The 11,467-nt window shown below is 68.0% G+C and carries 10 protein-coding genes; 3 read left to right on the forward strand and 7 right to left on the reverse strand.

The features are described from left to right. Nucleotides 1-10: 10 nt before the first annotated feature. The 5 genes from pyrC to AC1DO7_RS17670 all read right to left on the reverse strand — a co-directional run bounded on the left by pyrC (nt 11) and on the right by AC1DO7_RS17670 (nt 5,594). Nucleotides 11-1,099, reverse strand: a complete 1,089-nt coding sequence (gene pyrC, locus AC1DO7_RS17650; RefSeq protein ID WP_441649776.1) for a dihydroorotase — start codon at nt 1,097-1,099, stop codon at nt 11-13. A 37-nt stretch (nt 1,100-1,136) separates the two neighbouring features. Then, nucleotides 1,137-2,390 carry a Zn-dependent hydrolase gene (locus AC1DO7_RS17655; protein WP_441649775.1) on the reverse strand — a complete coding sequence of 418 codons (1,254 nt, stop codon included), beginning with the start codon at nt 2,388-2,390 and terminating at the stop codon, nt 1,137-1,139. 30 nt (nt 2,391-2,420) lie between these two features. Next, nucleotides 2,421-3,371: a dihydroorotate dehydrogenase gene (locus AC1DO7_RS17660; protein ID WP_441649774.1), complete on the reverse strand. Its 951-nt coding sequence runs from the start codon at nt 3,369-3,371 to the stop codon at nt 2,421-2,423. After that, nucleotides 3,364-4,212, reverse strand: coding sequence for a dihydroorotate dehydrogenase electron transfer subunit (locus AC1DO7_RS17665; RefSeq protein WP_441613874.1), 849 nt, complete (start codon nt 4,210-4,212; stop codon nt 3,364-3,366). Before AC1DO7_RS17665 ends, AC1DO7_RS17660 begins: the two co-directional genes overlap by 8 nt. 122 nt (nt 4,213-4,334) lie before the next feature. After that, a complete protein-coding gene (locus tag AC1DO7_RS17670) occupies nt 4,335-5,594 on the reverse strand; it encodes an MFS transporter (protein WP_441649773.1) in 1,260 nt (419 codons plus the stop codon). 608 nt (nt 5,595-6,202) lie between these two features. On the opposite strand from AC1DO7_RS17670, the gene AC1DO7_RS17675 reads away from it, so the two are divergent. Together AC1DO7_RS17675 and AC1DO7_RS17680 are read left to right on the forward strand one after the other, a co-directional pair. Further along, complete coding sequence (locus tag AC1DO7_RS17675) at nt 6,203-7,537, forward strand: acetamidase/formamidase family protein (RefSeq protein ID WP_441613872.1); 1,335 nt, start codon at nt 6,203-6,205, stop codon at nt 7,535-7,537. 95 nt (nt 7,538-7,632) lie between these two features. Beyond that, on the forward strand, nt 7,633-8,673 hold the full coding sequence (locus AC1DO7_RS17680; protein WP_441613871.1) for an alpha/beta fold hydrolase: 1,041 nt from the start codon (nt 7,633-7,635) through the stop codon (nt 8,671-8,673). A 54-nt stretch (nt 8,674-8,727) separates the two neighbouring features. On the opposite strand, the gene AC1DO7_RS17685 is transcribed toward AC1DO7_RS17680, so the two are convergent. After that, nucleotides 8,728-9,648, reverse strand: a complete 921-nt coding sequence (locus AC1DO7_RS17685; RefSeq protein ID WP_441649772.1) for a DMT family transporter — start codon at nt 9,646-9,648, stop codon at nt 8,728-8,730. Between the two features lie 192 nt (nt 9,649-9,840). Here AC1DO7_RS17685 and AC1DO7_RS17690 point away from each other — a divergent pair, with 192 nt between their 5' ends. Further along, a complete protein-coding gene (locus tag AC1DO7_RS17690; protein WP_441649771.1) occupies nt 9,841-10,704 on the forward strand; it encodes a LysR family transcriptional regulator in 864 nt (287 codons plus the stop codon). Nucleotides 10,705-10,757: 53 nt separating this feature from the next. Here AC1DO7_RS17690 and AC1DO7_RS17695 read toward each other — a convergent pair. Beyond that, nucleotides 10,758-11,467, reverse strand: a 710-nt coding sequence (locus AC1DO7_RS17695; RefSeq protein WP_477116381.1) for an ABC transporter permease, incomplete at its 5' end; no start/stop codon positions are given.

An 11,467-nucleotide genomic window follows, 5' to 3' on the forward strand; every position in this document is an offset into this window, starting at 1 on the left:
CCATTGCTTGCTACCGGGATCGGGCTTCCGGCTTGCCGGGTTGGCCGGCATCCGCCAGCCGCCATTGCAGTGTTTCGCCCGCCAGGAAGGGCCGGATCGCTCCGCCGTCCGGCAAGGCAATTGATTCCGGCGCACGGCCGGGCTCGCGCACGAAGGTGATGCTGCCCTCGTTCGGCGCCAGGCCGTAGAAGCGGCTGCCGTTCTCGCTGGCGAAGGCCTCGAAACGGTCAAGCGCGCCCTCCTCGCCGAACACGCCGAGATAGGCTTCGAGCGCCACCGGCGCGCTGAAGATGCCGGCGCAGCCGCACGCCGCCTCCTTGGCGGCGCGCACATGCGGGGCCGAGTCCGTGCCGAGGAAGAAGGCCGGCGAGCCCGATGTGGCGGCGCGCCGCAGGGCCAGCCGGTGCCGCTCGCGCTTGAGCACGGGCAGGCAATACAAGTGCGGCCGGAGCCCGCCCGCGAACATCGCATTGCGGCTGTACATCAGGTGCTGCGGGGTGATGGTGGCAGCCAGCCGCCCGCTGCCGTCGCGGCCGACGAACTCGGCGGCCTGCGCCGTGGTGATGTGCTCGAGCACCACCTTGAGGCGGGGAAAGCGCTGCAGCAGCGGCTTGAGCGTCTGTTCGATAAACACGGCTTCGCGGTCGAACACATCCACGGCGGGATCGGTGCTTTCGCCATGGACCAGCAGCGGCATGCCGATCTCCTGCATGGCGGCGAGCACCCCGGCCACGCGGGCGATCCCGGTCACGCCATGTTCCGAGTGCGTGGTGGCACCCGCGGGATACAGCTTGGCCGCGGCGAACACGCCTTCTGCGTAGCCGCGCCGCAGCTCGGCGGGGTCGGTGGCGTCGCAGAGGTAGCAGGTCATCAGCGGCGTGAAGCGCGCGCCGGCCGGCAGCGCGGCCACGATGCGCTCGCGGTAGGCATGGGCCGCGTCCACCGTGGTCACGGGCCGCTCCAGGTTTGGCATGACGATGGCGCGCGCAAACTGCCGCGCCGTATAGGGCAGCACCGCGCGCAGCGTGTCGCCGTCGCGCAGGTGCAGGTGCCAGTCGTCCGGGCGGCGGATGGTCAGGCGGCGGGGGTTCGGGATCATCTCGGGGGTCTCCTTCCGGTGTGCGGGGCGTGGCGCGTCAGAGGCGGGCGATGGTGCCTGCCAGCACCCCCACGCCGAGCATGAAGTCGTCCAGGTCCATGGCCTCGTCCGGGTTGTGCGAGCCGTGCTCGTTGCGGATGAACAGCATGCCGGTCGGGATGCCGGCATTGGCGAACAGGGACGCATCGTGCCCTGCTCCGCTGGCGACCATCTCGAACGGCGTGCCCTGCGCGCGGCACTGCTGCGCCAGCAACTCGGACAGGCCCGCATCCATCGTCGCCGGCGCGGAATCCACGCGGCGGTCGAAATCGAAGCGCACGCCGCGGTCGCGCGAGATGGCCTTGCACTCCGTGCGCATCAGCTGGTAGAAGCCTTCCAGCGTCTCCACGCTCTTGCTGCGCGCCTCGAAGCTGAAGCTCACCGTGCCCGGGATGCGCGAGACCGAATGCGCCTCCGGGCTGGTGGTGACCACGCCGGTGGTCACCACCAGGTCGATGCCGCGCTCGAGCAGCACGCGCCAGTGTTCGTCCAGGCGCACGATCAGCTCGGCCACGGCGAACATGGCGTCCTTGCGCAGCCAGCGCGGCACGGCGCCGGAATGCCCGGCCTCGCCGAGGCAGGCGATGCGGTTGTGGCGCACATTGCCGCGGATGCCGGGCACCACCGCCAGCGGCAGGCCGCGCGCCACCATCACCGGGCCCTGCTCGATATGCAGCTCCAGGTAGGCGCGCGCACGGGCGCGGTCGAACAGCGGCTGCTGCGCGCGGATCGCTTCCATGTCGGCGCCGAGCGCGGCCATGCACTCGGCCATGGTGCGGCCGTGCTGGCGGTGGCGCAGCGCGAGATCGTCGGCCGACAGCTTGCCGAGCGCGGCGCCGGAACCCATGTAGGCCTTGCCGAACCACGCGCTTTCCTCGCCACGAAAGCCGATCACGTTGAGTGGCACGGGCGACGCGCGGCCCGCGCGCTGCTGCGCGACCAGGCACAGCAGCCCGGCCACGATGCCGGCCATGCCGTCGAAGTTGCCGCCTTGCGGCACCGAGTCCAGGTGCGACCCGACCCAGGCGGCGGGGGTGTCGCTGGCCGCGCCGCCAAGGCGGAACACGAGGTTGGCGGCGCCGTCGGCCTCCACGTGCAGGCCCTCGCGCTGCGCGAAAGCGCGCAGGTAGTCGGCCGCCGCGGTCTCGCCCGCGCCGTAGCTGTCGCGCGTCACGCCGACGCCGTCTGACGACAGCGCGCGGATGTCGTCGAACAGCATCTGCGCGAGCGGCTTGAGTTCCTCAATATCCATGACAGATGTCCATTGATGCGGTGCGGGCGCTCAGCCCGATTGCTGGGCGAAGCGCAGCCAGCGGTCGCTCAGCTGGCGGTCCAGCCTGACCTGCCCGGTGAGGTCGCGCAGCGCCGGGGTGCCGGTCTCGTCGCAGTACGCATGCAGGCCGTCGACGATCTTCTGCATGACGCCGGGGTCGCGGAACGAGGCGGTACCGACCTGCACCGCGGAGGCGCCCGCGAGCATGAACTCCACCGCGTCGTGCGCGCTCTGGATGCCGCCGCAGCCGATCACCGGGATGCGCACCGCGCGGTAGCACTGGTGCACCAGCCGCAGCGCGATGGGCTTGATGGCCGGCCCGGACAGGCCGCCCATGACATTGCCGAGCCTGGGCTTGCGCGTGTGCACGTCGATGGCCATGCCGAGCACGGTATTGCCCATGACGATGGCATCGGCACCCGCGTCTTCCGCCGCGCGCGCCACCGCCGCGATATTGGAGGCGTTGGGCGTGAGCTTGACCCAGAACGGATGGCGCGTGCGCCGGCGGATCGCCGCCACCGCCTTGTAGGTGGTCTCCGGCAGCATGGCGAAGGCCATGCCGTCGGCCTCGAGGTTGGGGCATGAGATATTGGCTTCGATCACCGCCACTTCGGGCAATGACATTGCCTCGCATGCCAGCGCGAACTCCTCGGCCGTATCGGCGGAGATCGACACCACCACYGGCGTGTCGTACCGCGTGTAGGGCGGCAGCACGTGCGCGCGGTAGTAGTCCAGCCCCTTGCTCGGGATGCCGATGGAGTTCAGCATGCCGCCGTGGGTTTCGGCCACGCGCGGCGTGGGATTGCCGGCGCGCGCCTTGGGCGAGACGCTCTTGATCACCAGTGCGCCGAGCTGGTTGAAGTCCAGCGCCTCGCGGTACTCGATCGCGAAGCAGCCGGAGGCGGGCATGATGGGGTTGCGCAGCGTCAGATCGCCAACCCGGACGGATAGATCAGCCAAACTCCACCTCCCCTACCACTTCGCGAATGGAAAATACGGGGCCTTCGCGGCAAACCCGCAGGAATTGCTTGTCGCCGTCGCAGTCGAACATCCGCACGCAGGACAGGCAAACGCCCATGCCGCAGGCCATGCGCTGCTCCATGGCGACCTCGCCGCGCACCTGCGGGTAGTCCGCCAGCACGCGCTGCAGCAGCATCAGCAGGCGGTGCGAGCCGCAGGTGTAGAGCGCATCGGGCCGCTGCTCGTCGATCAGGCGGCGCAGCAAACCCTCAACCGCCTCCACCGCGGACGAACCGTCCTCGTCGAACACGCCGTGCACCTGTGCGTCGGCGCCGCGCAGGAACTCACTGTCCATCAGGTCGTCGCGGGTGCGCGCGGACATCACCGCGGTGATCGCCACGCCCGCCTCGGCGGCCTGCCGCACCAGCGGCGCCATGGTGGCCAGGCCCACGCCGCGCGCCACCACCAGGATGCGCCGGTACGCGGGCTCGAAGGCGAAGGTATTGCCGAGCGGGCCGACGATATCCATATGGCCGTCGGCCGGCAGGCTTGCCATGGCCCGCGTGCCCAGCCCGGTGACGTTGTAGAGGAACTCGATGCGGCCGTCTTCCGGGCCGGCGCCGTACACGCTCATCGGCCGCAGCAGGAAGGGCTGCGCTTCGTCGCTGACCGGGCACTTGAGCTGGTAGAACTGTCCGGGGCGCGTGATGCGGGCGATCGGCGCATCGGCTTCGAGCCGGATGTACTTGTAGCGCCGGTTGACCCAGTAATGCTCGACGACGCGGCAGCGGTACGACGCGACCGTCGCGGCGCTGTCCGCGCCGCACAGGGATGGTGACATGGTGACTCCTGTCTGTTTGATGCCTGCCGGCGGCGGCCGTGATCCGGTCCGGCGATGTGGTTCGGGCGATGTGGCTCGGGCGATGTGGCTCGGGCGATTCGGTTCGGGCGATGCGGTCCCGGCTATTCCAGCTCCACGCCCTTGAGCTCGGGAATAAGGAAGAAGGTGGCGATCATGTCCAGCACATAGATGCTGGCCAGCAGCGCGATGGCGACCTGGAAGGAGTACGTCGCGGCGAGCGCGCCCACCACGATGGGCCCGAATCCACCCACGGCCCGGCCGATATTGAAGAGCACGTTCTGCGCGGTGGCGCGCGCCGCGGTGGGATAGGCTTCGGAGATCAGCGCGCCGTAGCCGCCGATCATGCCGTTGACGAACATGCCCATCACGGCGCCGGCCCACAGCATCGTCACCGGGTCCGACATGCGCGCATAGGCCAGCACCATCGCCACCGCGCCGGCCTGGAAGATCAGGAAGGTGGGCTTGCGGCCGATGCGGTCCGCCAGGTGCCCGAAGACATAGACACCCACCATCATTCCCACGATCGTCACCGAGGTCCACATTGCCGACTTGGTCAGCGAGAAGCCCAGCGCCCGCGACAGGTAGGTGGGCAGCCAGATCATGATCCCGTAGTAGCCGAAGTTCTGCACGGCGCAGAGGATCACGATGCCGAGGCTGGTGCGCGTGGTGCGCGCATCGGCCACCAGCAGCCGGAAGGCGTTGACCTTCTTCTTCTCCGCGCTGCGCACGAACACCTCGGGCTCATGCAGCCGGTTGCGCACGAACCAGGCCACCAGCGCCGGCACCACGCCCAGCAGGAACATGCCGCGCCAGCCGATATGCGGCAGCAGCAACGGCGTGAGCAGCGAAGCCATCAGCACGCCCGCCTGCCAGCCCAGCGCCACATACGACGACACCCGCGCCCGCTTGCTGGCCGGCCACGCCTCGGCGGCCAGCGCCATGCCGATGCCGAACTCGCCGCCCAGGCCGATGCCCGCGATCGTGCGGTACACCAGCAAATCCCAGAAACCCTGCGCGAACGCGCACAGCCCGGTGAAGACCGCGAACAGCACGATGGTCCAGGTCAGCACGCGTACCCGGCCGTAGCGGTCGCTCAGGGCGCCGAAGATGATCCCGCCCGCCACCGCGCCGATCAGCGTCCATGTCACCAGCGCGCCGGACTGCCCCGTGCTCAGGCTCAGCGCAACGCTGATGGCCGGCAGCATGAAGCCGAGGATCAGCAGGTCGAACCCGTCCATGGCATAGCCGATGGCCGAGCCCGCCAGCGCCTTCCAGGCGTAGGACGAGGTGCGCCCGGGCCGTGCGGATCGGGTGGAGAGCGCCTCGGCGGGCGATGCCGGCGCTTTTGCGTTTGCTTCCATGTGGGTTGCTCCTGCTGTTGTCATGCTGGTCTGGCGACACTGCCGCCTGGTTTGGGTCTGACGGCCGGCGGGTGTGGCGCCGGTCACCGTCTTTGAGTTGATCTCATTTTTTAGACAATATCGCCGAAAATTTGCCCGAAGCATCGGAGTGACTGCTATCGGGCCGCATCTGCATGCCTATCTCTTTTTTTAGATTACGACTCGGACTTTGGCTTTGCAAGGGGTTTTTGCGTGCCTAGGGTATCTCCGGAGATGGGGGAAACTGACACCCCGCAGGACGTCGGCCACATGATGGTTGCTGTCCGTCCAATTACTGAGACAAACACCAGCAAGGTCACTTGGGCATGCCCCACCGTCACGAAGCAGGGGCCGGGGCACCCGCGCGCTCCGGGCCTGCCGGGTGCACGGGCCGTCCCGGAAGCACCCCGCGCGCCAGCGTGCGGCTGCACATTGCTTTGTACCGCTGTGTATCCAGGCCGCCCGCCGACAAGAAACACCGCATTTCCGGCTCCTTGCTGAAACAGGCCGGATACACGCGGACGCTGAAATGCCGTGACGGCCCCCCGGGTTTCAGAACGCCGCACGCGATGCGGACATGGAGAGAGAAAATGACGACCACCCAGCATGACGCGCACGCCGCACAGCCGGCCCAGCAGTGGCTTCGCGTCGAGACCTACACCAGCGGACTGATCGGACCCAGCCAGCCAATGCTGGGGCCGCTGGCCGATGGCGGCACCCTGGTTACCGGTACCCCGCCAGGCTGCTGGGGGCCGATGATCACGCCGTCGTTCCAGGGCGGGCACGAAGTGACGCAACCGGTCGCGATCGCCGGCGCCGAGATCGGCGACGCCGTCGCGCTGAAGATTCAACGCATGCGCGTCACCTCGGTGGCCACCTCCTCGGGCGTCATGCGCTTTGTCGAAGGCCGCTATCACGGTGACCCCTTCGTTGCCAAATTCTGCGCCGCATGCGGTACCGAACACCCGGCCAGCCACGTCGAGGGCATTGGCGAGGAGGCGATCCGCTGCAATCACTGCGGGGCCGAGGTGAGCGCCTTCCGGTTCAGCCATGGCTACGTGATCGTGCTGGACCAGGAAAATCAGGTCAGCCTCACCGTCAGCCAGGAAGTGGCCAACCGCCTGGCGGGCAATGCGGCGGAGATGTCCGCACTGCCCTCGCTGGCAGCCCAGCACTCGATCCTGTCGCTGGCACGCGCCGACATCCCTGGCGTGGCGGCGCATATGCGCCCGTTCCTCGGCAATATCGGCACCACGCCGGCACGCGACTTGCCGGACTCGCACAATTGCGCCGATTTCGGCCAGTACCTGGTGGGTGCGCCGCACCGGTACGGCATGACCCAGGAGGAGTTGCACGCGGCCAAGACTGACGGCCACATGGACACCAATTCGGTGCGCGAGGGCTGCATCCTGATCTGCCCGGTCAAGGTGCCGGGAGCCGGCGTGTACATGGGCGACATGCATGCCCAGCAGGGCAACGGCGAGATCGCCGGCCACGCCACCGACGTGTCCGGCGAAACGGAACTGACGGTGGAGGTCATCAAGCACCTCACGCTCGACGGGCCGATCCTGCTGCAGAACATCGACGACCTGCCCCCCATGGCCCGGCCGATGAGCGCCGAGCAGCGCCAGCGGGTGCGTGAACTTGGCGCGCGCTGGGGACAAGGCGAAATCGAACAAAACGGCCCGATCACCTTTATCGGCAGCGGCGTGAACCTCAACGCCGCCACCGAGAACGGTCTGCGCCGCGCCGCGGCCGTTACGGGCCTACCCTATGAAGAGGTACTCAACCGCGCCACCATCAACGGCTCCATCGAGATCAGCCGCCTGCCCGGCACCGTCCGCGTCACGTTCCTGTGCCCGCTGGACACCCTGGACCGCATGGGGATCGGCCACCTGGTGCGCGAAAAGTACCAGCTGCCATAAGGCGCAAGCCGCGCCAGGAAGACCGGCCGGCGCGCGAACCTTGCCGGCCGGCATCGCTCCCAGCCACCTACTTGCCCGTCAGGGAAAGGATTTTCATGCCTACCACTGTCAACGAACGGCGTCGCCTGCTCTTGAAGGGCGCCGCCGCAAGCGCTGCCGCAAGCGTCGCCCTGCCGCAACTGGCATTTGCCGCCAAGGCCCAGGCCGATCCCGGAAACGCCGCGGCGATGCAGCAGCTTGGACCGCTCAAGCACATCGACGCCGGGGTCCTCAACATCGGCTACCACGAATCCGGGCCGGCCGACGGACCGCCCGTCGTGCTGCTGCATGGCTACCCGTACAGCGTCTACAGCTTCATCGAGGTCGCACCGATGCTTGCCAGCCGTGGATGCCGGGTGATCGTGCCGCATCTGCGCGGACATGGACCGACCCGGTTCCTCGATGCCGCCACGCCCCGGTCGGGCCAGCAGGGCGCGATCGGCACCGACGTGATCGCGCTGATGGACGCATTGCGCATGCCGCGCGCGGTCCTTGCCGGCTTCGACTGGGGCGGCCGCGCGGCATGCGTCGCCGCCGCGCTCTGGCCCGAGCGATGCGCCGGGCTGGTTTCGGTCAACAGCTACCTGATACAAGACATCGCCAGATCGACATTGCCCATCCCCCCGCAGATCGAATCCGGGCTGTGGTACCAGTACTACTTCCAGACCGAAAGGGGAAGGGCGGGCCTGGCGGCCAACAGGCGTGAAATCGCCAGGGTCATCTGGAAGCGGAACTCGCCGAGCTGGCAGTTCGACGACGCCACGCTGGATCGTGCGGCGAGCGTGTTCGACAACCCGGACTACGTCGACGTGGTGATTCATTCCTACCGTCACCGCCTGGGTCTTGCCCCGGGATTCCCGGCATACGAAGCGACGGAGAAGCGACTTGCCGCCCAGCCCGTCATCACGGTCCCGGCCATTACGCTGGACGGAAAGGCCGACGGGAATTTCCCCGCGACCGATGGCAAATCGTCCGCCGCGAGGTTCAGCGGGCCGCGCTCGCATCGCGTGGTGGACAACGCAGGGCACAACCTTCCGGAGGAAGCGCCCCAAGCGTATGCTGCCGCGGCGCTGGAGCTTGCCGGCATTGCCCGCTGAGCCCGGCAAGGGGGCCGCGGGGCGCCGCATGCGCCCGGCATGCGGCGCCCCGCGTCAGCCTTGCGCCGCCCTGGTGCTGGCCGGCATGGCGACCAGGCCTGAGGCGAACACCACGCCCAGGATCACCCCGCCCGCTCCCACCACCTGCCATGCGTTGGGGGGCACGCCGAGCACGGTGGAAACCAGCATGGTGAACACCGGCGCCAGGTTGAAGAAGATCGAAGTGCGCGCCGCGCCGATGTGGTGGATGCCGCGGAACCACAGCAGGTAGGCCAGCAGCGAACCGCCCGCGGCGAGATACAGGACGGCGGCATGGATGCTCGCGGGCGCGGCGGCGATGCTCGCCAGCGGCCGTTCGAAGACGAAGCCGAGGATGATCAGGCCGATGGCGCCGAACAACATCGAGAAGCCCGTGTTCTCCAGCGCCGTGGCGTCCTTGACGAAGCGCCGCGTGCCGACCATGTTGGCGGCCCAGGCCAGGCTGCCCGCGAGAATGATGGCATCGCCGCGCGCCACCTTGAGCGCGAGCAGCATGTGGATGTCGCCGCGCGTGATCACCAGGCCTACGCCGAGCAGGCCGAAGACCAGGCCGAGCGCGCGCCCGGGATCGATACGTTCGCCCTCGAAGACCACCGCGAGGAGCATGGTCCACAACGGCGTGGTGGCAAGGATCAGCGCGCCGTTGATCGGGGTGGTGGTCTGCAGGCCGAAAAACGTGGCGAGGTTGAATGCGGTGAACCCCAGCAGGCCCAGGCCGATGTATGCCCACAGGTTCTTGCGCAGCACGCTCAGGCGCAGCTTGCCCTGCAGGCCAAAGATCAGCAGCAGCAGGACGGTCGAGATGACGAAGCGCTCGATCGAGGCGCTGATCGGTGTCATATGCCGGATGATCAACGCACCGGCGTTGAAGTTCGTCCCCCAGAAGAAGGTCGAGACGACGATGCCGAGATAGGCGAGGCTTTCTGGCTTGCGCATGGCTGACTCCTTGTCAGTTGAGTTGCATGCGCCTGGCAAGCCCTGGCCGTGCCGCGCATGCGTGTGGAAAGTCGCCGGGCAATCCGCAAGGACCGCTGTTGCTTGCGTCGCGACGGCATGGCTGCCATTCTGCAAGCTTCTCCGCCTGTGTAAAATTCCCCAAATATTCACATCGCATGTGAGAAATCACCCATGTTCGACTGGGAGGATCTGCGCCATTTCGGTGTCTTCGCGCAGGAGAGTTCGCTGTCCGGCGCCGCGCGGCGGCTCAAGGTCGACCATGCGACGGTGGCGCGGCGCATCGCCGCGCTGGAAAGCTCGCTGGGACTCAAGCTGGTGGACCGGCGCCCGCGCAGCTATCTGCTGACCGCCGAGGGCGAACGCATCGCCGCCCTGGCCACGCGCATGGAGCACGAGTCATATGCCGTGGAGCGTACGGCGGCGGCCGGCCAGACCGGCGTCAGCGGGGAGGTCACCATCAGCGCGCCTCCATCGATGGCCGCCGCGGTGATCGCGCCCCGGCTGGGCCAGTTGCGCGCGCGGCATCCGGCCTTGCGCGTATGCCTGACCGGGGCCACGCGCGTGGCCTCGCTGACCCGGCGGGAGGCCGACCTGGCGGTGCGCCTGAGCCGTCCGGCAGAAGGCGAGCTGGTGGTGCGCAAGCTCGGCACCGTGGCGTTCTCCCTCTATGCCTGCGCTGCCTACCTGGACGCCACCGCGCCGTCCGACTACGGCTATATCGCCTATGACGACAGCATGGAAGGGTCGCCGCAGCAGGAATGGCTGAAACAGCAGGCGCTAGGCCGGCCCATCGTGATGGTCAGCAACGAGCTGGACATCCAGGCTTCGGCCGCCCGTGCCGGCGTGGGCATCGCGGCGCTGCCCCATTTCCTGGGCGAGCGCGACGGCGCCCTGCGGCGCGTGAAATGCAAGGGAAAGCGCCTGACGCGCGAGATCTGGCTGGTCGTGCACGCCGACATCCGCCGCGCGCCACGGATCCAGGCCGTCATGCAATTCCTGGGGCTATGTTTCGCGGAGCATGGCGGGCTGTCCTGAGGCACGCCCCCTGGCGGTGTCGCGCGGCATTCGGTGGCGGGCGCCGCCTGCCATCAATGCGCCCGCAGCGCATCGACGATGTTCATGCGTGCCGCGCGCAGCGCCGGGAGGAAGCCGCCGATCAGGCCCATCGCCATCGAGAATGCAAGCGTCTTCACCACCACGGAAGGCGTGAGGATAAAGCGGAACGAGAGGTCGGCAAAGGTCTGGAAGTTGGTCGTGGAAAACGAAGCCAGCTGCATCAATGCCGCGCAGCCCAGGCCGAAGATGCCGCCTGCCAGGCCCAGCAGCAGGGCCTCGACCAGGAAAGCGGTGAGCACGTTGACGCGCTTGAAGCCGAGCGCGCGCAGCGTGCCGATTTCCGCGACGCGATTGGCGACCGATGCGTACATGGTGATCATGGCGCCGATCATCGCCGCGATCGAGAAGATCGTCGACAGCGTGAAGCCAAGGATGTTGATGAAGGTGGAGAGCGCCTTCGACTGGTCGCTGTAGAAGGCCTGTTCGCGCTTCGCCTCGTTGGCAAGCCGCGGGTCGACATCGATGTCGGCCTTGAAGCGCTCGAAGCTGCCTGTCTGCGCCAGGCGGAACACCATCGCCGAATAACTGGTCCGCCGGAACGATTGCATGAGCTGGTCGACATCGCCCCAGATCTCCGAGTCGAAGCCGCTGCCCCCTGCATCGAAGTGCCCCACGACCGTCCAGTCGCGCTGGGCAAAGCGCAGGTGTTCGCCGATCTGCACGCCGCTGAATCCCTTGGCGA

This window comes from Cupriavidus sp. 05N40 (assembly GCF_056397305.1).

Excerpts from the sequence above, each read along its gene's own strand:
- pyrC (WP_441649776.1), bottom strand. The coding sequence starts at position 1,099 with ATGATCCCGAACCCCCGCCGCCTGACCATCCGCCGCCCGGACGACTGG.
- AC1DO7_RS17685 (WP_441649772.1), bottom strand. The coding sequence starts at position 9,648 with ATGCGCAAGCCAGAAAGCCTCGCCTATCTCGGCATCGTCGTCTCGACC.
- AC1DO7_RS17675 (WP_441613872.1), top strand. The coding sequence starts at position 6,203 with ATGACGACCACCCAGCATGACGCGCACGCCGCACAGCCGGCCCAGCAG.
- AC1DO7_RS17690 (WP_441649771.1), top strand. The coding sequence starts at position 9,841 with ATGTTCGACTGGGAGGATCTGCGCCATTTCGGTGTCTTCGCGCAGGAG.
- AC1DO7_RS17680 (WP_441613871.1), top strand. The coding sequence starts at position 7,633 with ATGCCTACCACTGTCAACGAACGGCGTCGCCTGCTCTTGAAGGGCGCC.
- AC1DO7_RS17665 (WP_441613874.1), bottom strand. The coding sequence starts at position 4,212 with ATGTCACCATCCCTGTGCGGCGCGGACAGCGCCGCGACGGTCGCGTCG.
- AC1DO7_RS17655 (WP_441649775.1), bottom strand. The coding sequence starts at position 2,390 with ATGGATATTGAGGAACTCAAGCCGCTCGCGCAGATGCTGTTCGACGAC.
- AC1DO7_RS17670 (WP_441649773.1), bottom strand. The coding sequence starts at position 5,594 with ATGGAAGCAAACGCAAAAGCGCCGGCATCGCCCGCCGAGGCGCTCTCC.